The organism is Pararhodobacter zhoushanensis (assembly GCF_025949695.1).
GTDB classification, from domain to species: domain Bacteria; phylum Pseudomonadota; class Alphaproteobacteria; order Rhodobacterales; family Rhodobacteraceae; genus Pararhodobacter; species Pararhodobacter zhoushanensis_A.
Map to the genome: position 1 here is coordinate 2,655,418 of NZ_JAPDFL010000001.1, position 24,907 is coordinate 2,680,324.

The following is a 24,907-nucleotide window of genomic DNA, read 5'->3' on the forward strand; positions in this document are numbered from 1 at the left end:
CTGCTGACCTTATACCGCGTTGTTGCCGCCCGTGTTGCCTGAATCTCGTCCATGAGCCCGTCTGACAGCCCTGTTGGCGTGACTGCGCCCGCGGCAGAGCATGTCTTGCCGCGCCGCAGTCTGTTTCAGCGGCGGCTTCAGGCTGGCGGTACGCTTGTTCTGGTTGTGCTGGCACCCGTGCTCGTCGTGGCGACGACTCTGGTGCTGGGTCCGTTCTCCTTCGTGCAGAACCTGCCGTCGCTGCGTCTCGTGCTGGTTGCGGACCTGTTCTACATTCTGGTCGTGGCGGGACTGGTGCTGTTGCGCATCAGCTGGATGATCGGCGCGCGGCGTTCGCGGTCTGCAGGGTCACGGTTGCACCTGCGCTTGTCCGCCTTTTTTGCGCTGATTGCGTTGCTGCCAGCCATCACCGTCGCAGTCTTTGCCGTGGTGACGATCAATCTGGGGCTCGAGGGCTGGTTTTCCGACCGGGTGCGCAATGTGGTCGGCAACTCGCTGGCCGCCGCCGAGGCCTATCAGGCCGAGCAGGAGCGCAACCTGACCGAAGACGCGCAGGCCGTTGCAAACCTGCTCGAAAGCGCCCGCCGCGCCAGCCCTGCGCTGTCCGAAGGCGATACGCGCCAGTTGCTCAGTCAGGCGCAGGCCGCCATTCAGCGCGGGCTGCGCGTGGCGTTCATCATCGATTTTCAGGGCACGCTCCGGCTGCGCGGCGAGCGATCGTATCTCTTTGATTTCATTCAACCCGATCGCGCGGACCTGGCGCAGGCCGCCGGGGGGCAGCTGACGCTGATCAAGGACTGGCCCAACAGCGAATTCCGCGCGCTGGTGCCGCTGACGGGGTATCCGAACCGGTTGCTCTATGTCGCGCGGGCGGTGGATGGTGAAATCCTCAGCCTGCTGGACGAAACCCAGCAGACCATCCAGCTTTACAACCAGCTCGAGGCCGAGCGCGGCACGGTGCTGTTCAATTTCGCGCTGCTCTATATCGGCTTTGCGCTGATCCTGATTCTGGCCGCTGTCTGGCTGGGGATGTGGTTCGCCGAAGGGCTGTCGCGGCCCATCGGGCGGCTGGCGGGGGCAGCCGAGAGAGTCGGGGACGGCGATCTGGACGTGCAGGTGCCCGAACAGCGCGGCGAAGATGAGATCGCCACCATGGGCCGGGTGTTCAACCAGATGATCCGCCAGCTGAAGGGGCAGCGCGAAACGCTGCTGACCAACACCCGCCAGATCGAAGAGCGCCGCCGGTTGTTTGATTCCGTGCTGGGCTCGGTCACCGCCGGGGTGATCGGCCTGACCGCCGACGGGCGCGTTGATTTCGTCAACCGTGCCGCCGAGACGCTGACCAAGATTTCCGCTGACGGCGTCGCGCATCAGTCGCTGGTCGAGGTCGTGCCCGAGTTCGGCCCGCTGCTCTCACGGCTGCAAGGCGGCGAGGGGCGCATGGTCGGCGGGCGGGTACAGGACGAGGTCCGCATCAGCCGCAACGGACGGCTGGAAAGCCTGCTGGTCCGGCTGGCGGAACGGCGCAACGCCAGCGGCGAGCTTGAGGGCTATGTGGTTGCCTTTGACGATGTGACCGAGCTGGTCTCGGCCCAGCGGATGGCTGCATGGGGCGACGTCGCGCGCCGCATCGCGCATGAGATCAAGAACCCGCTGACGCCGATCCAGCTGTCGGCCGAGCGCATCAAGCGCAAATTCGGCAAGATGTTGCAAGACGAGGATGCGGCATCGCTTGGCCAGCTGAGTGACGTTATTGTCCGTCAAACCAATGACTTGCGGCGTATTGTTGATGAATTCTCGCGCTTTGCGCGTATGCCGGAACCGGACCGCCGTCCGACCGATCTGGTGCAACTGCTGCGCGATGCGACGATGTTGCAAGAGGCCGGGCAGGAAAGTGTGGCGTTCGAGGTCCAACTGCCGACCGAGCCGCTGATCGTCGAAATTGACCCCACGATGATCACGCAGGCGATGACCAATTTGCTCAAGAACGCGGGCGAAGCCATTGAAGGGCTTATCGAAGCCGGTCGCGCTCCTGATGGCTTTCAACCTCAGATCCGCGTGTCGATGGCGGTCAGCCCCGAGCGCGCGACCATCGAGATTGCCGACAATGGTGTGGGCTTGCCGGAAGACCGCGCGCGGTTGTTTGAACCCTACGTGACGACGCGCGAGCGGGGCACCGGGCTGGGCCTGCCGATCGTCAAGAAGATCATCGAAGAACACGGCGGTACACTGGTGCTGCGCGATGCACCCGCCATGGCGGGCTGCACGCACAGCGGTGCGCTGGCTGAAATCCGGTTGCCGGTCTTGCGCTCTGCGCGCGGCGGCCATGCTGACACAGGAGCCGAAACATGAGCGACATCCTTATCGTGGACGACGAACGCGATATTCGCGAGCTGGTTGCCGAGATCCTGCGTGACGAAGGGTATTCGACCCGCGTCGCCGCCAATTCCGATGATGCGATGGCAGCGGTGGTCAGTGACCCGCCGATGCTGATGATCCTCGACCTGTGGTTGCGGGATTCCAAGCTGGACGGCATCGGTATTCTGATGTCGGTCAAGCGCGAGTATCCGTCAATTCCGGTGGTCATCATCTCAGGTCACGGCAACATCGAGATCGCGGTCGAGGCGATCAAGAAGGGGGCCTATGACTTTGTCGAAAAGCCCTTCAACACCGATCAGCTGCTGGTGGTGATCGGCCGCGCGATGGAAACCTCGCGGCTGCGGCGCGAAAACACCAAACTGCGCAAGCGCGACACCGGCCCGACCGAGATGATCGGACAGTCGGCGGCGATGAAGTTCCTGCGCGCGCAACTGGGCAAGGTCACGCGGTCGAACGGGCGGGTGATGCTGACCGGGCCGTCGGGCAGCGGCAAAGAGGTCGCGGCGCGGTATATCCACGCGCAATCCAACCGCGCCGATGCGCCTTTCGTCACGGTCTCTTGTGCGTCGATCGAGCCGGACAAGATGGAAACGGTGCTCTTTGGTCAGGAAAGCGGCGCGCGGGGGATCATTCCGGGTCTGCTGGAACAGGCAAATGGCGGGGTGCTGTACCTTGACGAGGTGGCCGATATGCCCCTTGGCACGCAGTCCAAAATCCTGCGTGTGCTGGTCGAGCAGACCTTCACCCGCGTCGATGGTGCAGACCGGGTGCGCGTCGATCTGCGGGTGATCTCGTCGACCACGCGCGACCTGCGCGCCGAGATTGCGGCGGGGACGTTCCGTCAGGAGCTGTATGACCGGCTCAATGTCGTGCCGATCCAGGTTCCCGCGCTGACCGACCGGCGCGAGGATATCCCGGTGCTGGCCCGCCATTTCGTCGAGCTGTTGCACCAGACGCAAGGCCTGCCCAAGCGCGAGCTGTCCGAGGACGCCGAGACTCAGCTGCAATCGATGAACTGGCCCGGCAACATCCGCCAGCTGCGCAACGTCATTGAGCGGGCGCTGATTCTGGGGGACGGGCAAGAGGCGATTGAAGCGCGCGATCTGATCGCGGAATCCGCCGATCCCGAGGAAGAAGGTCGTGTCGTGCTGGGCGGCGGTCTGGCGGCCTTGCCGCTGCGCGAGGCGCGCGAGTTGTTCGAGCGCGAATATCTTTTGACGCAAATCAACCGCTTCGGCGGCAACATCTCGCGTACCGCTGCGTTTGTCGGTATGGAACGCTCTGCGTTGCATCGTAAACTGAAATCGCTGGGGGTGAACACCGCAGCGCTTTCAGGCGGACGCGGCGGGCGCGACGACTGACGACATAGGGATTAACGGGCGATGAAAATCATCATCTGCGGCGCGGGGCAGGTTGGCTGGCAGATCGCCCGTCATCTTGCGGGCGAGGCGAACGATGTCTCGATTGTCGACAACAACGCAGCCCTCGTGCGCCGCGCGACGGATACGCTTGAGGTTCAAGGGGTTGTCGGCTTTGCCTCGCACCCCGATGTGCTGGAACAGGCCGGCGCGCGTGAGGCCGATATGATCATCGCCGCCACGCATTCCGACGAGGTGAACATGGTCACCTGTCAGGTCGCGCATTCGGTGTTCAATGTGACGCGCAAGATCGCGCGGCTGCGCGCGCAAAGCTATCTTGAGCCGCGCTATACCGAACTGTTTCGCCGTGATCACATGCCCATCGACGTGGTCATCAACCCGGAACGCGAGGTTTCGCGTGCCGCTTTGCGGCGGCTGGCGGCGCCGTCGACCTTTGACATTCAGGACTTTCTGGACGGCAGCGTGCGCATGGCGGGCATCTCGCTGGACGCCGATTGCCCGGTGCTGAACACACCGCTGCGCCAGCTGACCGAGCTTTTCTCCAGCTTGCGCGCCATCGTTGTCGGCGTGCGGCGCGGTGGCAAGCTGTTCGCGCCCGAGCCGGGGGATCAGTTGTTTGACGGCGACCAGATTTATGTGGTTTCCGAAAGCAGCGATTTGGCCCGGACGCTGGCGATCTTCGGCAAACCGCTGGCCAAGCAGGAACGCATCGTCATCGTCGGGGCTGGCAATGTCGGTCTGGGCGTTGCGCGGGCGCTGGAAACCCAGCGTGACCGCGTCCGCGTCAAGGTGATCGAACGGGACCGCGCCCGCGCCGAGGTGGCCGCCGATGCGCTGGAGCGTACCATCGTGCTGCACGGTGACGGGATGGACAGCGAGTTGCTGACCGAAGCCGCGATTGAAAGCGCCGATGCGGTGCTGGCCGTGACGGATGACGACAAGACCAACCTGCTGGCCTGCGTGCGGGCCAAGGCGATGGGCTCGAAGATGACCATTGCGCTGGTGAACGACCCGTCGCTGGTACCGTTGATGGACCACCTCGGGATCGACGCGCATATCAACCCGCGCGCCACCACCGTCTCGTCGATCCTGCGTCACGTGCGTCTGGGGCGCGTCAGTTCGATCTATACCATCGGCGATGGCGAGGCCGAGGTCATCGAGGCGCAAGTGCTGTCCACCTCGCCACTGGCCGGGCGGACCATCGGCGCGATCGGTTTCCCTGAGGGGGCACTGGTCGGTGCGGTCAAGAAGAACGGCGAGTTCGTCAAACCGACCGGCACGACCGAGTTGCAGGAAGGCGACCAGCTGGTCATCTTCGCCCTGCGCAACGATGTGCCGGTGATCGAACGCCTGCTGCAGGTGGCGGTGGAGTATTTCTGAGATGCCCGAGCGCCTGACACGGGTGCCGCCGCTGGTCGCGCTGATCGCCATCGCCGGGGCGCTGATGATGGTCCCGGCGGGCAAGGCGGTGGTCGACGGCAACGCCAGTCTGGCGCGGATCTTCTTCTACTGGGGGCTGTTGTGTCTGCTGCTGGCCGGGTTCGTGGCCATCGCCATGGCGGGTCAGACCCGCCGCAGCAGCGTCCCCGGCGGCCCGTTTCCGCTGCTGGCCGCGATCTATATCCTGCTCCCCGCCGTCATGGCGCTGCCGCTGGCGGATGCTTTGCCGCAATTGCGCTATGTCGATGCGTGGTTCGAGATGATCTCAAGCTTTACCACCACCGGGGCCTCGATGCTCGATCTGCCCCGGCGGGTGCCCAATGCGGTGCATCTGTGGCGCGGTATGGCGGGCTGGCTGGGCGGGCTGTTCATTCTGTCTGCCGCCACGGCGCTGCTGGCCCCGTTGCGGCTGGGTGGCTACGAGATGATCCGCCGCAACCCGATGACGATCCCCCGCAGCGGTGCTGCGGCGGGCAGCGGGATGCGTCTGCGGGCGCATACGATGATCCTGCTGCCCGCCTTCGCCGGGCTGACACTGGCGCTGTGGATGCTGCTGACGATGATGGGCGTGCCGGGCTTTGACGCGTTGATGCAGGCGATGGCGACGCTGTCGACCTCGGGCGTGCTCCCGCGCGAGACGCTGGGCAACATCGGCCTTGGCGCCGAAGTGGCGATCTTCGCCTTCCTGTGTCTGGCGCTCAGCCGCCGGTTCCTGCCCGGCCACGGCGCACGAACCCGCCCCCTGCACCGCGACCCGGAAATCCTGACCGCCGTTGTGCTGATCTCGCTGATGACGCTGTTTGTCGTGGCCCGACACTGGGCCGGTGCGTTTGAGACGCGTGAGGGCGAGAACCTGCCCGCCATGGGTCGCGCAGCCTGGGGGGCGGCGTTCACCTCGCTGTCCTTCCTGACCACAACCGGGTTCGTCAATCAGGACTGGATCGCCAGCCGGGTCTGGTCCGGGCTGACCCCTCCGGGCCTGATCCTGATGAGCATGGCCCTGCTCGGCGGGGGTGGCGACAACAGCGGGTGGGATCAAGCTGCTGCGGCTCTATTCGCTGGGCCGCCTCAGCCGGTTCGAGCTGATGCGGATGATCTACCCGTCTATGGTGGTGGGGGGAATGAGTACGACCGCTTTCTCGCCACCACCGCCGCACGCTCGGCCTGGCTGTTCTCGATGGTTTTCGCACTGACCTCGGTCGTGGTGGTGGCCTTGCTGCTGTTTAGCGGCATGAGTCTGGAAACCGCGATGATCTTCGGTGTCGCCGCGCTGACCAACACAGGGCAGCTGGTCCAGGTGGCGGGCGATCTGCCACTTTATTGGGTTCTGCTAAGCGATCCCGCCCGTGTTGTCTTGGCACTTGCCATGATTCTTGGCAGGCTCGAAATTCTTGTTTTGCTGGCTGCGATCCTTGACCGATCGCGGCGCAATTGATCAAAGCACGCCTGACGACTCACGTCAGTGATGCGATTCGCCGTGTAATCCGCTGAAAAGGCGCTCTTTCGGGCTGGAAACTTGCGGAGCCTCCCTTCATACTGCAGCGCGCAGGGGGAGACTACGCCAGCATATGGCTGCGTGGGCCGATAACAAAAGGCAAAGAAAATGGCCGTAGACAAACAGAATTTGCAGGACGCTTTTCTCAACCATGTTCGCAAGAACAAGGTTCCAGTAACGATTTTCCTGATCAACGGGGTCAAGCTGTTGGGCGTGATCACGTGGTTTGACAACTTCTGCGTGCTTCTGCGCCGTGAAGGGCAGAGCCAACTGGTCTATAAACATGCCATTTCGACCATCATGCCGGGCCAACCGATTTCCCTGTATAACGGTGAGGATTGAGGTCCGTCTGGGCCGCCTATCGTGACCATTGACGTAAGCGAACTGGACGGAGACGGTGGAACCCGGCGCCAAAAGGCGCTGGTGCTGCACCCTGATATCCGGGGCAATGACGCCTCGCGCAGTGCCGAGGCCTTGCTGGCCGAGGGGCTGGCGCTGGCGATGGCCCTGCCGGGGATCGACGTTGTGCGCGGCCAGATCGTGCGGCTGCCCAAGGCACTGCCGGGGCGGTTGTTCGGGTCGGGCAAGGTCGAAGAGCTGAAAGCGCAGATCGAGGCTGACGAGATCGAGCTGGTGCTCGTCGATGGCCGGGTCACGCCTGTGCAGCAGCGCAATCTGGAAAAGGACTGGGGCGTCAAGCTTCTGGACCGCACCGGGTTGATTTTGGAGATTTTCGCCGACCGCGCGCGGACCCGCGAGGGCGTGCTGCAGGTCGAACTGGCGGCGCTGAGCTATCAGCGCACGCGGCTGGTGCGCGCCTGGACCCACCTTGAGCGTCAGCGCGGCGGCCTGGGTTTTGTCGGGGGCCCCGGCGAGACGCAGATCGAGGCGGACCGCCGCGCGATCGACGTACAGATGGTGCGCCTGCGCCGGCAGCTGGACAAGGTCGTGCGCACGCGCGAGCTGCACCGCGCCGCTCGGCGGCGGGTGCCGTATCCGGTGGTTGCGCTGGTGGGCTATACCAACGCCGGAAAATCGACGCTGTTCAACCACTTGACCGGTGCAGATGTGATGGCGAAAGACATGCTTTTCGCCACGCTGGACCCGACGATGCGCGCGGTCACGCTACCCGGCGGGTTGTCGGTGATCCTGTCGGATACCGTGGGCTTCATCTCGGAACTGCCGACGCAGCTGGTCGCGGCCTTCCGCGCCACGCTGGAAGAGGTGCTTGAGGCCGATCTGATCCTGCACGTCCGCGACATTTCGCATCCCGACACCGAAGCGCAGGCAGCGGATGTCGAGTCGATCCTGTCCGACCTTGGCGTCGGCAAGGACGTGCCGCGCATCGACGTGTGGAACAAGATCGACCTGCTTCCCGCCGAAGACCCGCTGCAAACCGTGGCTGCGCGGACGGATAACGTGATCGCGGTGTCTGCGCTGACCGGGCAGGGACTGGATGATCTGGTCGCGGCGATGGGTCAGGCGCTGGGTGACGAACGCCGGGTCGAGACCGTCGCGATCAGCCATAGCGAGGGCAAAGCGCGCGCCTGGGCCTATGCCGAAGGCATCGTGCAGAGCGAAGAGGGCACCGATGACGGACCCGTCCTGACAGTGTCGTGGTCGGCCAAGCAAAAGCGGCGATTCGAGTCGATGCTCACGGCGGTGGTTGCCCCGCCGGATGACGAGAGCTGAGCAGCGCCTCACTCGTCTTCATCGTCATCCTCGCGCAGGGTGATTTCCCCGTCTTCGACCAGCGTTCGCACAGCATTGACCACCGCAGACAACGCCGCCTCTGCCTCTTTCGGTTTGATCTTGCCGCGGTTTTCAACCTCATCGCGCAGGGTCGAGGCCATACGTTGCGACATGTTTGACAGCATGAACGTCGCCGCCTGACCATTCGGACTGTCGGGCGCCGCCAGTGAGGCGGCCAGCGCGATGATAAGGTCGTTTTGCGGCAGTTCGCGCAGCACTTTGGGCACATCGCGGGGATTGAGCCGCTCGGACAGATTGGCAAAGGTGAAGATTGCCCGTCTGACACCCTCGGCGAAATCCACGTCTTCCTCGGTCAACCCGTCCAGCAAGGTGTCGCGGACCTGTGCGCTGGTGTTGTTCAGCATTGCCCCAACGCGCGAGGCCGGCGCCGCCGGGAAGGCGCGGGTGGGGCGGTTGTCCAACTCTCCGGCGATGGCATAGCCGATGCGGGCGACCATGGGCGGGGCGATCCCTTCGGTCAGGGACACGGCATAGGCCACCCGCCGCGCCCGTTCGCCGGGCAGCCTGCCCAGCACTTCGGCCGCGCGCTTGACCGGCAGTTTGGACAGCACGACCGCCGCCACCTCGGCGCTTTCGGGCTCCAGGACGGCGATCAGCGTGTTGGTATCGGCCTGCAACACCCGCTCCCACGGGTCCGTCCCATCGCGGGCCATCTGGCGCAGGCGCGCGCTGGCGCCTTGGCTCAGCTTGCCATCCAGCGCCTTGAGCGCGCCGCCCAGCCCGCCCGGAAAACTGAGTCCGACCTGCTCGATCGTTTCGATGAACTCACTGATCACGGCGCTGAGCGTATCGCGGTCGACCAGACGCATTTCGCCCAGCGTTTCGGTCAGCTTGGTTTGCATCTCTTCAGGCAGGGTCGAGAGTTTGACATCCGCACCCTCAGCCAGCAGCAACCGCACCAGGATGGCGGCCTTTTGCTTGCCAGTCAGCGCCCGGATGCTGCGCCCCGTGGGCGCGGTGCCCCGCGCTGCACGCATGGCGGGCACATCATCATCAAGCGCGGCTGCGGCAAGCGCGAGGGGCGAGAGGGCGGGCAAGTCCATGGGCATACGCGATTCCGTTTCTGGATACGCTCACACTGCCCTGACTCGGTTAATCGACGGATAATGTCGCAGGCCGTACCGGGAAAAATCGGTCGGTTGATCCAGATCAAGGATCGCTGCACCTGCAAGGGTTTAAACAGCAGGCGAAGGGCTGGCCCCGGGCCTGACCTTCATCTCCCGTTTCCTGGGCGCACCTCCCTGTACCCGGAACACTAATCGCCGCGAGACCTCCCTCTCGCGGCGTTCTTTTATGCGATCACTTATTCCGCGGCTTCCTTTGCCGCCGCCTCAAGCTGGGCTGCGCGGGCTTCGACCAGTTCGACGATATGCTCGATCATGCGGTCGTTGGACAGTTTGTGGTCCTGTTTGCCCGCCATATAGATCATGCCGGACCCGGCACCGCCGCCCGTGAACCCGATGTCGGTCATCAGCGCCTCACCGGGGCCGTTCACCACGCAGCCGATGATCGACAGGCTCATCGGTGTCTTGATGTGAGACAGCCGGTCTTCCAGCGCCTCGACCGTCTTGATCACGTCAAAACCCTGCCGCGCGCAGCTGGGGCACGAGATGATTTGCACACCGCGCGTGCGCAGACCCAGCGATTTGAGGATCTCGTAGCCGACCTTGACCTCTTCGACCGGGTCCGCCGAGAGCGAGACGCGGATCGTGTCACCGATCCCGGCCCAGAGCAGGTTGCCCATACCCACAGCCGATTTCACCGCGCCTGAAACGAAACCGCCCGCTTCGGTGATGCCCAGATGGATCGGTGCATCCGTTGCGTCGGCCAGCTGCTGATAGGCAGCGGCAGCAAGGAACACATCCGAGGCCTTCACGCTGATCTTGAATTCGTGAAAATCGTTATCCTGCAACAGCTTGATGTGGTCCATGCCACTTTCGACCATGGCGTCGGGGCAGGGCTCGCCGTATTTGTCGAGCAGGTGCTTTTCCAGCGACCCGGCGTTTACGCCGATGCGGATGGAACAGCCGTGATCGCGCGCCGCCTTGATCACCTCCCGCACCCGCTCGGACGAGCCGATGTTGCCGGGGTTGATCCGCAGACAGGCGGCACCGGCCTGCGCGGCTTCGATGGCGCGTTTATAGTGGAAGTGGATGTCCGCAACGATCGGCACCGGGCTTTCGCGGGTGATTTCACGCAGGGCACGGGTGCTGGATTCGTCGGGGGTGGAGACGCGCACGATGTCGGCGCCAGCTTCGGCGGCAGCGATGATCTGCGCCAGCGTCGCCTTGACGTCCGAGCTGTCGGTGTTGGTCATCGTCTGCACCGAGATCGGCGAGTCGCCCCCCACGGGGACGTTGCCCACCATGATCTTGCGCGACACGCGCCGTTCGATGTTGCGCCAGGGACGGATCGGGTTCAGCGACATGGGGATTTCCGGGCCTTGATCAGTTCGCCCCAGACATAAGCCCGGGGCAGGCTAAGGGCAATGCGGCGGACAGCAAAAGGCCCGCGCGGGGCGGGCCAGTCGGGCTATTGGTCGGTCAGTTGGGCGACAAAGACCGCAAGGTCCTGATCGCGTCCAATATCGGCGACCTGATAGTCGTCGCGCAGCGCGGCGACATCGAGCGGCACGTTGCGCACCACCTGCGCACCGGGGGCCGAGGGGCCATACGCCTGACCGTTGATCAGGAAATAGACCGAGCCCGAGTTGCCCGCATGCAAGGTCGGCGGCTGTTCGGTCTGCGGGATGGTGTAGCGTTCACCGGCATCCAGAATCCGCTCGAAGATCACCGAGCCGTCAGCCCCGCGGACGCGCAGCCACGATGGGCGCACGGCCAACAGTTCAACGGTATCCGGCCCGGCACCCACAACCTGCGGCGCGGCGGGATCGTCCGACAGCGCCAGCATCACGGCCGCATCGGTCGAGGCGTTGCTTTGCTGCGGCTGGGCAGCTTCAGGCACGATCGACGCAATCGGTCCATCACGCGGCACCAGAACCGGAACGTCCAGCGCCGGAGCGCGGGCGATACGGACCAGACCTTCGGCCCCGGTGGTGGGGCTTTCGGGCGCTTGCGTGCGCGGCGCGGTGCCGGCACCCAGAAGCGGGTCGGTTTCATTGGCTGCCAAAGCGCCGCCCGGGCTGCGCATCTCGGCGCCCAAGGGGTTGATATCGCTGGCAACGTTGGGAACCATGTCTGCCGGAGCAACCTGCACGCGCTGCACTTCTTTCAGCACGGTCCAGCCCGCATAGCCCAGACCCAGAATCAGCGCCAGCAACACGCTGACCGATCCCAGCGCACCGGGTTCGATCCGGCGCCAGAAGGGCTCGGGATCCGGGAGAATGCCAACGCCTTTCAGCGCGCCCGAGCGATACTCGGGCCGTTCGATCTTGGCGACCTTGGGTGTGGCATTGGCGAAGCCGGACATGCCGTGCGCGACCTGAAAGCCGTGCTCGACGCAGAACCGCTCATAGACCCATTCGGGTTCCATGCCGAGATACCGCGCGTAAGACCGCACGAACCCGGCAATAAAACTTGGGGTTTCAAAGGCTTGGAGATCGCCGTTCTCGATGGCCGCGATATAGGTCGCGCGGATGTGCAGCTCTCGCTGAACGTCGAGCAGCGATTTTCCCAGCGTGGCGCGCTCGCCTCGCAGGATATCCCCCAATCGCAGTTCGAAATCGTCGAACCCGCGTTGGCTGACCTCAGGCTGAGCCGGAGGCTGTTCCTTACGCCAAATCATCTGCCCTGTCCCTGCTTACCGCCTGCTCGCCTCGGGTCGTTTTGGGTGCAGCCTGCGTGGCGTCGGGATGAACGCACGCGAGTCGCACCGTAACGACCTCTTGATCACAGTCTTAGCAGATCGCGAGAAGCATTTGAAGCATAAGGCGTTGTTACGCCGACAACTCAGCGCGATTCAGCGCACAGTGCGACCAGAGCCGATCCATCGCCTTCACAAGCGCGTCAATTTCCTTGGGATCGTGCACCGGCGACGGGGTGAAGCGCAAACGCTCGGTCCCGCGGGGCACGGTTGGGAAGTTGATGGGCTGAACGTAGACGCCGAAATCTTCCAGCAGCATGTCCGACAGCATCTTGCAGTGCACCGGGTTGCCGACATGGACGGGGACGATGTGGCTGCCGTGATCGATGATCGGCAGACCCATGCCCTTGAGCCGGTTTTTCAGGATGCGGGCGTGCAGTTGCTGTGCGTCGCGCAGATGCTGGCCTTCTGCGGTCTTGAGCAGGGCAATCGACGCCGCGCAACCGGCCGCAATCGCGGGCGGCAGCGAGGTGGTGAAGATGAAGCCCGGCGCATAAGAGCGTACAGCGTCTACCATTTTTGCCGATGCAGCGATGTAGCCGCCCATCACGCCAAAGGCTTTCGCCATCGTGCCGTTGATGATGTCGATCCGGTGCATCAGCCCGTCACGCTCGGCCACGCCGCCACCGCGGGGGCCGTACATGCCGACGGCGTGAACCTCATCAAGATAGGTCAGCGCGTTGAACTCGTCCGCCAGATCGCAGATCGCTTCGATCGGACCAAAGTCGCCATCCATCGAATAGATCGACTCGAAGGCGATCAGCTTGGGGGCCTTGGGATCGTCGGCTTCCAGCAGGGCGCGCAGATGCGCGGTGTCGTTGTGACGGAAGATGCGCTTTTCCCCGCCGTTGCGACGCACGCCTTCGATCATCGACGCATGGTTGAGCGCATCGGAATAGATGATCAGGCCGGGGAAGAGCTTGTGCAGGGTGCTCAGCGTCGCGTCATTGGCGATATAGGCCGAGGTGAAGACCAGCGCTGCCTCTTTCTGGTGCAGGTCGGAAATCTCGGCCTCAAGGCGGTTGTGGTACACCGTGGTGCCCGAGATATTGCGCGTGCCGCCCGACCCGGCGCCGGTCGCATCAATTGCCTCATGCATCGCTTCCAGCACGACAGGGTGTTGACCCATGCCCAGATAATCGTTGCCGCACCAGACGGTTATGTCCTTCTCCGTGCCATCGCGCTTCGTCCACACGGCGTGCGGAAAATGACCCTTTTTGCGCTCGATATCGATAAAGGTCCGGTAACGGCCTTCATCATGAAGACGTTGAAGGGCGGAATCGAGGGCTGCGTCGTAGGTCAAGGGTCTTCTCCTGGCGTCCTGCTGGGCACGATTTTCAGGGCCCAGATGTAAAGCTGGACGTTCTTTGCATGTTTGAATGCGCTAAAAACATGACCTGGATCAATTCTAAAAAGTGTCGCAGGCCGCTGCGCAGGCTACTTTTTTAGTCAATCGGCAATAACGACGGCGCAATCGGAAACTTCGGTGTCGGCCTGACAGGCCGCGACGGCCTCAGCGGGCGCACCGTTCCCGCGACCGATTCCCCACTGACCCGAGGCCAGCGACACTGCAAAGGCCCGCGATCCGCGTGCCCGGCGATAGTCTTCGTCGAATGCCGTTGTCGCATCCGCCGACAGCATCAGATCGCGTGCTTGCCATCCCTCAGGCCGGACCTCCATGGCCAACTGGCAGGGACGTCCCCCGTCGCGCCGGGCGTTGCAGCCGCTGAACGCGGCCTCGCGGGCGGCGTCGGGCGAGTGGTAATTGGCAGCCAGCACCGTCGGTTCAGCCATGATGCCAGCATCGGGCGCAAAAGCAATGGCAGCATAGTATTTCTGGGTTTGCGCAACCGTGGTCAGCACAGTGACTTCCTGCTCGCTCAACCCCGTCACGTCATAGCGCAGCACCTCGACCCGGTCTGCGGGGAACAACTGGCCGCGGGCCGAGGCGGCATCCAGCGGATCGGCGGCGGCCGGCAGGGCAATGGCGGCACACAGCGCGCTGGTTGCAAGCAGGGCAAGGGCGGGACGGAAAGGCATGGTCAACTCCACAGCGCGTCTGAGAACACCCCTGTCTAGCGGATTTGTTGCGCCGGTGCAGCCCCTTACGCGGGGCTTTGCCAACACACGTTCGGTTGAACACGGCGTCCCCGCGCGCCTGCTGGACTCATCGGCGTTGCCGGGACTAGGTTGACGCATAACCATTGGGAAAATGTGATGACTTCTGACGCCGTGACTCCTGTCCTTGCCCATGTCGATGCTCAACTGGACGCCTCGGTCGAGCGCCTGATGGGGCTGCTGCGTGTGCCCTCGATCTCGACCGACCCGGCCTTCAAGGCGGACTGCGACAAGGCCGCCGACTGGCTGGTCGAAGAACTGGCCGAACTGGGCTTTGACGCCGCCAAACACACCACGCCCGGCCATCCGATGGTCGTCGCCCATGATGACGAGGGCGAGGGTATCCATGTGTTGTTCTATGGTCACTATGACGTGCAACCCGTTGATCCGCTTAACCTTTGGAACCGGGAACCGTTCGATCCGGCCATCGAGGATACGCCCAAGGGCAAGGTGATCCGCGGTCGTGGCGCCGCCGACGACAAGGGCCAGCTGATGACCTTCGTCGAAGCCTGCCGCGCGTGGCGCGCGGTGCATGACGACCTGCCGATCAAAGTGTCGATGTTCTTTGAGGGCGAAGAGGAAAGCGGCTCGCCGTCGCTGGTGCCATACCTCAAGGCCCATGCCGAGGATCTGAAGGCCGACATCGCGCTGATCTGTGACACCGGCATGTTCGACCCCGAAACCCCGGCGATCACCACCGCGCTGCGGGGCCTGGCCAAGCTGGAGCTGGTGATCACCGGCCCGAACAAAGACCTGCATTCGGGCATGTTCGGCGGGGCGGCGCGCAATCCGGCGCATGTGCTGTCGCGGGTGCTGGCCGATCTGCACGACGAAGACGGGGCCTGCACGCTGGAGGGATTCTATGACGGCGTGCCCGAACTGAGCAACGCCCAGCGCGCGCAGTGGGACAATCTGGGCTTTGACGCCGAAGCTTTCCTTGGCAGCGTCGGTCTGTCGGTCCCGGCGGGTGAGAAAGGCCGCTCGGCGCTGGAAATGATCTGGTCGCGGCCAACCTGCGAAGTGAACGGCATGACGTCGGGCTACACCGGCGCCGGGTTCAAGACGGTGCTGCCGTCGAAAGCCTCGGCCAAGGTCAGCTTCCGTCTGGTCGGCACGCAGGATCCGCAGGCCGTGCTGGCCGCGTTCAAGGCCCATGTCGCGGCCCGGATGCCCGCCGATTGCAGCTTTGAACTGCTCGACACCGAGGGCAGTTCAGCGACCACAATGCCGATCGAGAACCCGGCCTTCGAGGCGGCGCGTCAGGCACTGTCCGATGAATGGCCGCGCCCGGCGGCGTTTATCGGCTGCGGCGGCTCGATCCCGGTTGCCGGGCATTTCCAGAACATTCTGGGGATGGATTCGATGCTGATCGGCTTTGGCAATGACGACGACCAGATCCATTCGCCGAACGAGAAATACGACCTGACCGCGTTCCATAAGGGGATCCGCAGCTGGGTCCGGGTTCTGGACGCGCTGTCGCGGCTCTGATCAGCGCCGCGTGTGGCGGCAGGCGGCGGTGGTGAGGATCACCCAGACGCCTGCCGCCCCAAAGGCCAGCGCCACGCCAAGTGGCAGGCCGGGATGCATCAGGACCAGCGCGACTGGCAAGCTGAACGCCAGCGCGCTCCACACCATCGCCAGCAACGGATGACACCGGGCTGCAGGCAGCACCAGCGCCACGGCGAGGGAGCCGAGGATACCGAGAAGCATGCCCAGCGGCTGACCCTGAGCGGGCAGCAGCGAGACGATTCCGGCGAGCACCGCCAGAACCAGCAGGGCCGCCGCGCCAAGGCCGGCGGCGGCGGGTGACAGCGGCGTTGAGTGCGCGCGCGAGGGGGTCAGGGGATTTTCCATGGCCATGGGTCGTCGCACAGAGCGGCGGCGTTCAAAGATAAGGCCGCTGCGTCGCGCCTTGACCCTTGCGCGGGCGCGCGGCAGGGTCCGGCGTTCCTTGATCCTGACCTGAACGGCCCTTTCATGCAGCGCGTCCACCAATCCCCCACTGACCCTGAGTTCGTCCAGAATCCCTATCCGTTCTATGACCGCGCCCGCGCCGCCGGGCCAGTGGTGTTCTGGGAAGAATACGGACTTGCGTGCGTGTTTGGCCATGCGGCAGCCAATGCCATTCTGCGCGACCGTCGCTTCGGGCGCGAAATTCCGGCTGACAAACAACGGCCGATCGCCGACCACACGGCACCGTTCTACGCGGTCGAGGCGCATTCGATGCTGGAACTGGAGCCACCGCGGCACAGCCGCTTGCGCTCGCTGGTGCTGCGCGCCTTCACCTCGCGCCGGATCGAGGGGATGGGTGATGAGGTCGAGGCACTGGCGCGGTCGCTGGCGGAAAAGCTGCCCGAGGGGCCGTTCGATCTGCTGAGCCACTTTGCCGAAGTGATTCCTGTCGTGATCATCGCCCGGATGCTGGGCGTGCCCGAAGAGATGAAAGACCAGTTGCTGGGCTGGTCCCATGCCATGGTGGGCATGTATCAGGCCGGGCGCACCCGCGCGATGGAAGAGGCCGCGGCGACAGCCAGCGCCGAGTTCTCGCAATTCCTGCGCGATTATGTCGAGACGCGGCGACGCGCCCCGCGCGAGGATCTGATCACCTCGCTGATCGCTGCCGAGGAACAGGGCGAGAAGCTGTCAACCGATGAGCTGATCTCGACCTGTATCCTGCTGCTGAACGCGGGGCATGAGGCCACGGTGCATGGCATCGGCAATGGCGTGAAGGCGCTGCTGGAGCAGGGCGGCCCGCGTGACTGGTTGTCTGCCGCCAAGATCGACGGCACGGTTGACGAAATGCTGCGCTTCGATCCGCCGCTGCACATGTTCACCCGCTGGGCCTATGAGCGCATCGAGGTCATGGGTCATGTGTTCGAGCCGGGCGATGAGGTCGGGGTGATGCTGGCGGCGGCCAATCGCGATCCGGGCATGTGGGACGCGCCCGGGCGCTTTGATCCGGCACGGCCGGCCAAGCCGCATCTGGCGTTCGGTGTCGGGCTGCATTTCTGCGTGGGCGCCCCATTGGCGCGGCTGGAGATGGCGCGGGCGCTGCCGGTCTTGTTCGAGGTTTGCCCCAAGCTGCGGCTGGTGGGTAAGCCAGCGTATGCGGGCACCTATCATTTCCACGGGCTGACCCGCTTGCTGGTCGAGAGGTAGGGGCGCGCGGCGGGGGCATCGAGCCCCCGCCGCGCGCGCGGGTTGCCACCCGCACCCGCCCGGGGGACGCAGCCTGCGTCCCCCGGACCCCCTTGGCATGCCCCAGTCTGCAGCCGGGTTTTACCCCAAGCCGTCGGGTGTGCGTATTTGGCGCAACGTGAAGGCTCAGGGGCGTTTTGCGCGCCAGTCGCTCCAGTCCTCAGGGGTGTCAAGATCCGTTGTGGCGTGTTGCGCGGCAAGCGCGACCATCTGCGGCGGATGAGCCTGCAGGACGGATCGCGCGCCTTCGTCGCCGGTGAGGTTGGTCAGCAGCGCGAGCAGGCTGGCGGGAAAGAGCACCGGGTGGCCGGGCGTGCCGTCTTGTGCGGTGGCCCGGGCCGGTCGCGTGCCTTCAAAAGCTGCGATGAGATGCGCGAAATCCATCGCTGTGAGCTCGGGCATGTCGGCGGGGCAGACCAGCAGCGGTTGATCCTGTGCCCAGTCAGCAGCGGCGCGCAAGCTGGCGCTCATGCCTTGCGCCGCGTCGGGCACCGGGATGAGCGTGACGGAGAGACCGTCAAGCGCCGTCTGCCGGGCTGTGCCCTCACACGGCAGCGTTACACCGACCGGTCCCGCCCCGGTTGCCAGCAGCGCCAGTGCCTGACGGCGCAGCAGGGGCAGGCCGTCGACCTCTTGCAGCAGCTTGTCCACGCCGCGCATTCGGCGGGACGCACCTGCCGCCAGCAGGACCAGTTTCATCGCACCGTGCAGGTGCCGGACCATTGCGCGGCGCGGTTGACGTGTCCAACCAGAATCAGGTTGGAGGAATGCACCGTCGTGCCATCCGTCCCGATGGTGGTCAGTGTCGATTGCGCGCGATCATAGGCGACGAGCACGCCGTCATCGGTCTGATGAACCGCCATCGGCGCGCTGTAGGTGTCGCCCTCATAGCGGGCGCTGTCGCCGTCGACGACCAGGGCGAAGTTGAGCGGCGTCTGGGTGCAGGCTGCGTCCGAGGTGCTGCATTCCGTGGTGAAGGCGCAGTCATAGGTCAGCGGGCCTGCGTCCGCGAGAGCGGGCAGGGCAAAGGGCAAAAGGGCAGCGGCAAGCAGGAATTTCATGTGGACTCGCAGGTTAACCAGAACACCTGGCTCTGCTCGAAACTCTGACCGTCTTGGGTGGCAAAGACAACACCCGTGTCCGCGCCGGTAAAGCGCAGTTGATACACCGTGTCATTGGCGCGAAAGGCAGCGGTCCGCAGGCCGGTGTCGTAGCGGGCCTGCGATGGAGCGCCGTCGAGGATGATCGACAGCCGATCCTCTTCCTCAAGCACCATGGTGAAGCTGGTGTCGGCGTAAAGGCACGCCTCACCAACCCGGCACGATTGGGAAAGGTCGCAGGTGAAATGCACGGGCCCGTCAATCGCCGAGGCGGGGGCGGCACAGACGAGAAGGGCGGCGAGAAGGGCGGCGGTGCGGTGCATGGATCTCTCCTGTGACAACAGCCTTGGCCGGGCAACACGCGGTTGCCACGGGCTTCGGACGGGGTGAGGATGATCGCAAACAGCAAAGAAATCGTATACGGGGGTCTTGCCCGGTAACCGGCCCCCGCGATCGTCTGCCGAGGGGCCGGTCAGGTCAGTCAGTCATTCCAGATCGTCGAGATCCAGGTCATCCTCGAGCCCCGGTTCGCCATCGGCCTCGTCGTCGAGGCCATGCGTGCCGCGCTCGCGGTAAGGTGTGGTGCCATATTGCGCACGGTAGCATTTGGAAAAATGCGAGGGTGAGGCGAAACCGCAGGCCAGCGCCACGTTGATCACGCTCAACTCGGTCTGCATCAACAGGTTGCGCGCGCGGGCGAGACGCAGTTCCATATAGTAGCGCTTGGGCGAGCGGTTGAGATAGCGCCGGAACAGCCGTTCGAGCTGGCGGGTGGACATGCCCACTTCTTCGGCCAGATCGGCGGGCGACACCGGTTCCTCGATCGACTGTTCCATCCGTTCGATCACCCGGCTCAGGCGCGGGTGGCGCACGCCGATCCGTGTGGGGATCGACAGGCGCTGAATATCGCGGTCGGTGCGGATCGAGGTGTAGATCAGCTGATCGGCGACGGCATTGGCCAGATCCTTGCCGTGATCATCGGCAATCATCGTCAGCACAAGGTCGATGGATGCCGTGCCGCCCGCCGCCGTCAGGCGATTGCCGTCGATGACAAAGACCGATTTGGTCAGGTCGGTGTCGGTGAATTCTTCAAGAAAACCATCGCGGTTCTCCCAATGGATCGTTGCGCGGCGGTTTTCCAGCAGCCCGGCCTCGGCCAGTGTGTGCGCGCCGGTACACAGCCCGCCAATCACCGAGCCTTTGCGCGCCACCTTGCGCAGCCAGTTGACCAGCGGCTGTGTGGTGTTGGCGCGGATATCGACGCCGCCGCAGACGATCACCACATCGTCGCGGCCCATGTCGGGTAAAGGCCCTTCAACCCGCAGGACGGTGCCGTTGGAGCAGGCAATATCGCGGCCCGTCTCGCTGACAATTGTCCAGCGATAGAGGGTTTGGCCGCTCATCCGGTTGGCAATGCGCAACGGCTCGATTGCGGCCGAAAACGACAGCAACGTGAACTGGTTGAGCAGCACGAAGACGAACTGGCGCTGGCGCAGTGGCGCGGGTTGCGCGCGGGCGGCGGCGGGGGCGGTGACGGTGGCAGGGGAGCGCCCGGTGCGAAGGCCCGGCTTTACGGCCGGTGCAGACGGGGGGCGCGAAGGGGAAAAGTCGCTCATTCAGGCTTTCCGGTGAAGAGGCGCCACGGTCGGGATGCGACACATGGCCGTCGCAATCCAATCAGGAAAGCGAAACCACCGCAAGAACCCACGAAACAGCACGCGCGGCCTTCTGCGTATTTGCATCGCGTTTAGACGCAGTGTAAGAGCGCTGATACCGCTGACAGGGGGTCTTTTCCCCTGTGATCGTTACCAGCGGTGCATCGACGGAGGATACGATGACAGAAGCCTGGAGCAAGTCGGCCTGGCGCGCCAAAGAGCGCATCCAGATGCCCGATTATCCCGACACGACCGCCCTGAACGCGGCCGAGGCGCAACTGGCCAATTTTCCGCCGCTGGTCTTTGCCGGGGAAGCGCGCGCTTTGAAGCGCCAGCTTGGTGAAGCCGCGCAGGGGCGGGCCTTTTTGCTGCAGGGGGGCGATTGCGCCGAGAGCTTTGCCGAATTCAGCGCCGATGCGATCCGCGACACCTTCAAGGTGATGCTGCAAATGGCGATGGTGCTGACGTACGGCGCCAAGGTGCCGGTGATCAAGGTTGGCCGCATGGCCGGTCAGTTCGCCAAGCCGCGCTCGGCCCCGATGGAGAGTGTCGGCGGCATCGAGCTGCCCAGCTACCGGGGCGACATCATCAACGGCTTCGATTTCACGCCCGAAGCGCGTCTGCCCGATCCCTCGCGGATGCTGCAGGCCTATACGCAGGCCGCGGCCTCGCTCAACCTGCTGCGCGCGTTTTCCAAAGGTGGTTTCGCCGATATCCACCGCGTCCACGCCTGGACGCTGGGCTTCACCCGCGGTGAGGATGCCGAGCGCTACAAGGCGCTGGGGGACCGGATTTCGGATTCGCTGGACTTCATGACGGCGGCGGGGATTACCTCGGACACCACGGCGGCGATGAGCACGGTGGATTTCTACACCTCGCACGAGGCCTTGCTGCTGGAATACGAAGAGGCGCTGTGCCGCATCGATTCGACCACCGGGCTGCCGGTGGCGGGCTCGGGGCACATGATCTGGATCGGCGACCGCACGCGGCAGCCGGACGGTGCGCATGTCGATTTCGCGCGCGGTGTGCAGAACCCGGTCGGGCTGAAATGTGGGCCCTCGCTGTCGGCTGACGACCTTAAAGTGCTGATGGCCAAGCTGAACCCGGAGAACGAGCCGGGCCGGTTGACGCTGATCGCGCGCTTTGGCGCGGGCAAGGCGGGCGAGCATCTGCCGCGCCTGATCAAGGCGGTCAAGGACGAGGGCGCGAATGTGCTCTGGACCTGCGATCCGATGCACGGCAACACGATCAAGTCGCCGTCGGGCTACAAGACCCGGCCTTTCGACAGCGTGTTGCAGGAAGTGCGCGAGTTCTTCGCGGTGCACAGCGCCGAAGGGACGATCCCGGGCGGTGTGCATTTCGAGATGACCGGCAAGGACGTGACCGAATGCACCGGCGGCCTGCGGGCGGTATCGGACGAGGATCTGTCGAGCCGCTATCACACGGCCTGCGATCCGCGTCTGAACGCGTCGCAATCGCTGGAGCTGGCGTTTCTGGTGGCCGAAGAGCTGTCGCAGCGCCGCAAGGATCTGGCGCGCAAAGCGGTGTGAACAGGGCGCGCGCCGAGGGGGCATCGAGCCCCTCGGCGCGCATCGGGGGCGCTGCCCCCACGCGCGTGCCGCGCTCCCCCGGGATATTTCAGGCATAAAGTTGGGGCGGCGGGCGGTTGGGCGCGCCGCCCTTTTCCGTCAGGCCTTGCCGCCGTTGATGACCATCAGGCTGGGTTTCTGACCGACGGGCAAACGGGCGGGTGGGATGTCGCGCTGGGTGCGCATCGGCGCGATCAGGCGGAAGCGGCGCGGGGCGCGCCCGGTGGGGCCGCGGGTTTCGAGCACGCCGAGGATCCGGGTGATGCGGTTTTCGGTGTCGGTCAAGGGCAGCAGCGCCAGCATCCCGTCGAGTGCTGGCTGCGCCAGTCTGGCATCGGCGCGCAGGGGCAACAGCGCGCGGGCGCCCTGGCCGACCTGCAAGAGCGCTTCGGCCAGCTCATCGCGGGCGGTCGCCGCGAAGAAGACGCTGAGCGGCATCCCGCGGGGTTCCATGCCCAGAAGGTCGTTGAGCTGCTGGCCGGCAAGACGCAGCCGGGCAACACGCGGCGCGACCAGCTCGGCTATGAACATCACATCGAGGCAATGCGCCAGCGGGCGGGGGTCGATCTCGGACCGGGGGGGCGATGCGGCCATCGCGCAGCGATTCCCAATGGGTTTGCACGGCACGAACGGTGGGAAAGTCCGGCGCGGTTTCGCGGGTGGCAAAGGGCAGGCGCAGGATCCTGCCGCGCTGCGGGGGTGGTATCGGACACGGCGTCAGACATGGTGTCTCCGGGGCTGCAGGCAACACGGGGCCGGACGGGCAGGGGCAGTGCGCCGTTGTTTCGGGAACCGCAGGTGTTAACCTTTGATTGAGAAGTCTTACTGATGCCTTAATGTAGCCTCATTCTCTTCAAAACAGGACGAATTTTAGGAAAATGGTTAAGTCGATGACGGGCTTTGCCGCCCAAACGGGCGATATCGCAACCGAAACGGGTGTTTACGCCTGCCAATGGGATCTGCGCAGCGTCAACGGGCGCGGGCTGGATCTACGGTTTCGGGTACCCGACTGGCTGGATGGGCTGGAGGCTGCGCTGCGAAAACGGCTGGGGGACCGGCTGAACAGGGGCAATGTGAGTGTCACATTGAAGCTGACCCGGAGCGACTCAGGCGCGTCGATGCGCGTCAATGCCGCCGCGCTGGATGCGGCTGTCGCGCTGGTGATCGCGGCCGAAACACAGGCCGAGCGGCAAGGGCTGGGGCTGGCGCCGATGACGGCGGCGGATCTGCTGGCGATCAAAGGCGTGATGGATAGCGGGCCCGAACAGGTTGACGCCGCGCCGTTGGTCGCGGCGCTGGTGGAACGCGCCGGGCCGTTGATCGACGCGTTTGAGGCGGCGCGCGCCGCAGAGGGCGCGGCGCTGGCGGCGATCCTTGGCGGACAGGTTGCGGCGATCGCCGATCTCACCGATCAAGCCCGCGCAGCCGTCGAGGCGCGCCGCCCCGATCAGGTATGCGGGCTGAAAGCGGCGCTCGCCCGCCTGACCGAAGCAGCCCCCACGCTGGAGCCGGGCCGTCTGGAGCAGGAACTGGCGCTGATCGCTGTCAAGACCGACGTCACCGAAGAACTGGACCGGCTGGCCGCCCATGTCGAGGCCGCAAAGACGCTGCTGGCCTCGGATCAGCCGGTGGGCCGCAAGCTGGATTTCCTGATGCAGGAATTCAACCGCGAGGCCAACACCTTGTGTTCCAAGGCACAAAGCGCCGAGCTGACCCGGATCGGGCTTGACCTCAAGACCGTCATCGACCAGATGCGCGAGCAGGTTCAGAACGTGGAGTAGGCGCATGGCGCGGCGTGGTCTCTTGATTATCCTGTCCTCACCCTCGGGTGCGGGCAAATCGACGCTGGCACGGCGGCTGATGCAGTGGGATCCGACGCTGAGCTTCTCGGTCAGCGCCACCACCCGCGCGCCGCGCCCCGGCGAGACCGACGGGGTCGAGTACTATTTCCGCTCAAAACCTGAATTCACCGCCATGGTCGATGGCGGCGAAATGCTGGAACATGCCGAGGTCTTCGGCAACTATTACGGCACCCCCAAAGGCCCGGTCGAGGCGGCGATGAAAGACGGGCGTGATACGCTGTTTGACATCGACTGGCAGGGCGGCCAGCAGGTGCGCAACTCGTCGCTGGGCAAGGATGTGGTGTCGATTTTCATCCTGCCGCCCTCGATCGCCGATCTGGAATCGCGGTTGCGCAGCCGGGCGCAGGACAGCGACGATGTGATCGCGGGCCGTATGGCGAAAAGTCGTGACGAGATCAGCCATTGGGCGGAATACGATTACGTCGTGGTGAACCACGATGTCGAACAGGCCGAGGCCGAGGTGCAAACCATCCTGCAGGCCGAGCGCATGCGCCGCGACCGACAGCCCGGTCTGAGCGACTTCGTGCGGGGCCTGAACCGCGAATTCGAAACCCGCAGCTTTGGAGACCGCCAATGATCTATGCCCTGGGCGACCTGACCCCTGAGATTGATGCACAGGCCTGGGTGGCCCCGGATGCCAATGTCATCGGCAAGGTCCGGTTGCTTGCAGGCGCGTCGGTCTGGTTCACCGCCACGCTGCGCGGGGATAACGAGTGTATCGAGATTGGTGAGGGCTCGAACGTGCAGGAGGGCTGCACGCTGCACACCGACATGGGCTATCCGCTGAGCATCGGGCGCGGCTGCACCATCGGGCATAACGTGATCCTGCACGGCTGCACGATTGGCGATTATTCCCTGATCGGCATGGGCGCGACGATCCTGAACGGCGCGAAGATCGGCAAGAACTGTCTGATCGGCGCGGGCGCGCTGATCACCGAGGGCAAAGTGATCCCCGATGGCAGTCTGGTGATGGGCTCGCCGGGCAAGGTCGTGCGCGAACTGGATGCCGCGGCGATCCAGCGGTTGCAGATGTCCGGCGTGCATTATCAAGAGAACGCACGCCGGTATCGCGACGGGCTCAAGGCCCTGTAACCGCC

The 24,907-nt window shown here is 64.7% G+C and carries 23 protein-coding genes; 12 read left to right on the forward strand and 11 right to left on the reverse strand.

Annotated elements, in window-relative coordinates; genetic code table 11:
• Window positions 1-51 precede the first annotated feature (51 nt).
• From OKW52_RS13300 to hflX, 6 genes are all read left to right on the forward strand, one after another.
• On the forward strand, window positions 52-2,352 hold the full coding sequence (locus tag OKW52_RS13300; RefSeq protein ID WP_264506149.1) for a sensor histidine kinase NtrY-like: 2,301 nt from the start codon (window positions 52-54) through the stop codon (window positions 2,350-2,352).
• Window positions 2,349-3,740 carry a nitrogen assimilation response regulator NtrX gene (ntrX, locus tag OKW52_RS13305; RefSeq protein WP_127103791.1) on the forward strand — a complete coding sequence of 464 codons (1,392 nt, stop codon included), beginning with the start codon at window positions 2,349-2,351 and terminating at the stop codon, window positions 3,738-3,740. The genes OKW52_RS13300 and ntrX overlap by 4 nt, the downstream gene beginning before the upstream one ends.
• Window positions 3,741-3,761: 21 nt before the next feature.
• Window positions 3,762-5,138 (forward strand): Trk system potassium transporter TrkA, encoded by a 1,377-nt coding sequence (trkA, locus tag OKW52_RS13310; protein ID WP_127103790.1) that lies wholly within the window; start codon window positions 3,762-3,764, stop codon window positions 5,136-5,138.
• A gap of 1 nt (window position 5,139) precedes the next feature.
• Window positions 5,140-6,633, forward strand: a complete 1,494-nt coding sequence (locus OKW52_RS13315; RefSeq protein ID WP_264506150.1) for a TrkH family potassium uptake protein — start codon at window positions 5,140-5,142, stop codon at window positions 6,631-6,633.
• 168 nt (window positions 6,634-6,801) lie between these two features.
• On the forward strand, window positions 6,802-7,035 hold the full coding sequence (gene hfq, locus OKW52_RS13320) for an RNA chaperone Hfq (protein WP_107750348.1): 234 nt from the start codon (window positions 6,802-6,804) through the stop codon (window positions 7,033-7,035).
• A 21-nt stretch (window positions 7,036-7,056) separates the two neighbouring features.
• Window positions 7,057-8,385 carry a GTPase HflX gene (hflX, locus tag OKW52_RS13325; protein WP_264506151.1) on the forward strand — a complete coding sequence of 443 codons (1,329 nt, stop codon included), beginning with the start codon at window positions 7,057-7,059 and terminating at the stop codon, window positions 8,383-8,385.
• Window positions 8,386-8,393: 8 nt separating this feature from the next.
• On the opposite strand, the gene OKW52_RS13330 is transcribed toward hflX, so the two are convergent.
• The 5 genes from OKW52_RS13330 to OKW52_RS13350 form a co-directional block, all read right to left on the reverse strand.
• Entirely contained in the window at window positions 8,394-9,515 is a 1,122-nt protein-coding gene (locus OKW52_RS13330; protein ID WP_264506152.1) for a flagellar motor switch protein FliG, read from the reverse strand.
• 254 nt (window positions 9,516-9,769) lie between these two features.
• Window positions 9,770-10,894, reverse strand: coding sequence for a flavodoxin-dependent (E)-4-hydroxy-3-methylbut-2-enyl-diphosphate synthase (gene ispG, locus OKW52_RS13335; RefSeq protein WP_264506153.1), 1,125 nt, complete (start codon window positions 10,892-10,894; stop codon window positions 9,770-9,772).
• A gap of 104 nt (window positions 10,895-10,998) precedes the next feature.
• Entirely contained in the window at window positions 10,999-12,210 is a 1,212-nt protein-coding gene (locus OKW52_RS13340; RefSeq protein ID WP_264506154.1) for a helix-turn-helix domain-containing protein, read from the reverse strand.
• A gap of 151 nt (window positions 12,211-12,361) precedes the next feature.
• Window positions 12,362-13,591 carry a 5-aminolevulinate synthase gene (gene hemA / locus OKW52_RS13345; RefSeq protein ID WP_264506155.1) on the reverse strand — a complete coding sequence of 410 codons (1,230 nt, stop codon included), beginning with the start codon at window positions 13,589-13,591 and terminating at the stop codon, window positions 12,362-12,364.
• 146 nt (window positions 13,592-13,737) lie between these two features.
• The gene (locus OKW52_RS13350; protein ID WP_264506156.1) at window positions 13,738-14,328 is read right to left on the reverse strand and encodes a 5-aminolevulic acid synthase; all 591 of its coding nucleotides are present in this window, start codon (window positions 14,326-14,328) and stop codon (window positions 13,738-13,740) included.
• A gap of 177 nt (window positions 14,329-14,505) precedes the next feature.
• On the opposite strand from OKW52_RS13350, the gene OKW52_RS13355 reads away from it, so the two are divergent.
• Window positions 14,506-15,894 carry a M20/M25/M40 family metallo-hydrolase gene (locus OKW52_RS13355; RefSeq protein ID WP_264506157.1) on the forward strand — a complete coding sequence of 463 codons (1,389 nt, stop codon included), beginning with the start codon at window positions 14,506-14,508 and terminating at the stop codon, window positions 15,892-15,894.
• On the opposite strand, the gene OKW52_RS13360 is transcribed toward OKW52_RS13355, so the two are convergent.
• Window positions 15,895-16,260 (reverse strand): hypothetical protein, encoded by a 366-nt coding sequence (locus OKW52_RS13360; protein ID WP_264506158.1) that lies wholly within the window; start codon window positions 16,258-16,260, stop codon window positions 15,895-15,897.
• Window positions 16,261-16,383: 123 nt separating this feature from the next.
• On the opposite strand from OKW52_RS13360, the gene OKW52_RS13365 reads away from it, so the two are divergent.
• A complete protein-coding gene (locus OKW52_RS13365; RefSeq protein WP_264506159.1) occupies window positions 16,384-17,565 on the forward strand; it encodes a cytochrome P450 in 1,182 nt (393 codons plus the stop codon).
• A 165-nt stretch (window positions 17,566-17,730) separates the two neighbouring features.
• Here the strand turns inward: OKW52_RS13365 and OKW52_RS13370 are convergent, their stop codons facing one another.
• The 4 genes from OKW52_RS13370 to OKW52_RS13385 form a co-directional block, all read right to left on the reverse strand.
• The gene (locus OKW52_RS13370) at window positions 17,731-18,303 is read right to left on the reverse strand and encodes a nucleotidyltransferase family protein (RefSeq protein WP_264506160.1); all 573 of its coding nucleotides are present in this window, start codon (window positions 18,301-18,303) and stop codon (window positions 17,731-17,733) included.
• A complete protein-coding gene (locus OKW52_RS13375) occupies window positions 18,300-18,665 on the reverse strand; it encodes a hypothetical protein (RefSeq protein ID WP_264506161.1) in 366 nt (121 codons plus the stop codon). Before OKW52_RS13375 ends, OKW52_RS13370 begins: the two co-directional genes overlap by 4 nt.
• Window positions 18,662-19,027, reverse strand: a complete 366-nt coding sequence (locus OKW52_RS13380) for a hypothetical protein (RefSeq protein WP_264506162.1) — start codon at window positions 19,025-19,027, stop codon at window positions 18,662-18,664. Before OKW52_RS13380 ends, OKW52_RS13375 begins: the two co-directional genes overlap by 4 nt.
• 162 nt (window positions 19,028-19,189) lie before the next feature.
• Entirely contained in the window at window positions 19,190-20,320 is a 1,131-nt protein-coding gene (locus OKW52_RS13385) for a GlxA family transcriptional regulator (RefSeq protein WP_264506163.1), read from the reverse strand.
• A gap of 218 nt (window positions 20,321-20,538) precedes the next feature.
• Here OKW52_RS13385 and OKW52_RS13390 point away from each other — a divergent pair, with 218 nt between their 5' ends.
• Window positions 20,539-21,909 (forward strand): class II 3-deoxy-7-phosphoheptulonate synthase, encoded by a 1,371-nt coding sequence (locus OKW52_RS13390; protein ID WP_264506164.1) that lies wholly within the window; start codon window positions 20,539-20,541, stop codon window positions 21,907-21,909.
• A 138-nt stretch (window positions 21,910-22,047) separates the two neighbouring features.
• Here OKW52_RS13390 and OKW52_RS13395 read toward each other — a convergent pair whose 3' ends face one another.
• Window positions 22,048-22,542 carry a PAS domain-containing protein gene (locus tag OKW52_RS13395; RefSeq protein ID WP_264506165.1) on the reverse strand — a complete coding sequence of 165 codons (495 nt, stop codon included), beginning with the start codon at window positions 22,540-22,542 and terminating at the stop codon, window positions 22,048-22,050.
• Window positions 22,543-22,826: 284 nt separating this feature from the next.
• On the opposite strand from OKW52_RS13395, the gene OKW52_RS13400 reads away from it, so the two are divergent.
• Genes OKW52_RS13400 through OKW52_RS13410 form a run of 3 tightly spaced genes read left to right on the forward strand, consistent with a single transcriptional unit; the run spans window position 22,827 to window position 24,902 of the window.
• Window positions 22,827-23,729 (forward strand): YicC/YloC family endoribonuclease, encoded by a 903-nt coding sequence (locus OKW52_RS13400; RefSeq protein WP_264506166.1) that lies wholly within the window; start codon window positions 22,827-22,829, stop codon window positions 23,727-23,729.
• A gap of 4 nt (window positions 23,730-23,733) precedes the next feature.
• A complete protein-coding gene (gmk, locus tag OKW52_RS13405) occupies window positions 23,734-24,387 on the forward strand; it encodes a guanylate kinase (RefSeq protein ID WP_264506167.1) in 654 nt (217 codons plus the stop codon).
• Window positions 24,384-24,902 (forward strand): gamma carbonic anhydrase family protein, encoded by a 519-nt coding sequence (locus OKW52_RS13410; RefSeq protein ID WP_264506168.1) that lies wholly within the window; start codon window positions 24,384-24,386, stop codon window positions 24,900-24,902. The genes gmk and OKW52_RS13410 overlap by 4 nt, the downstream gene beginning before the upstream one ends.
• The last annotated feature ends 5 nt before the right edge of the window (window positions 24,903-24,907 follow it).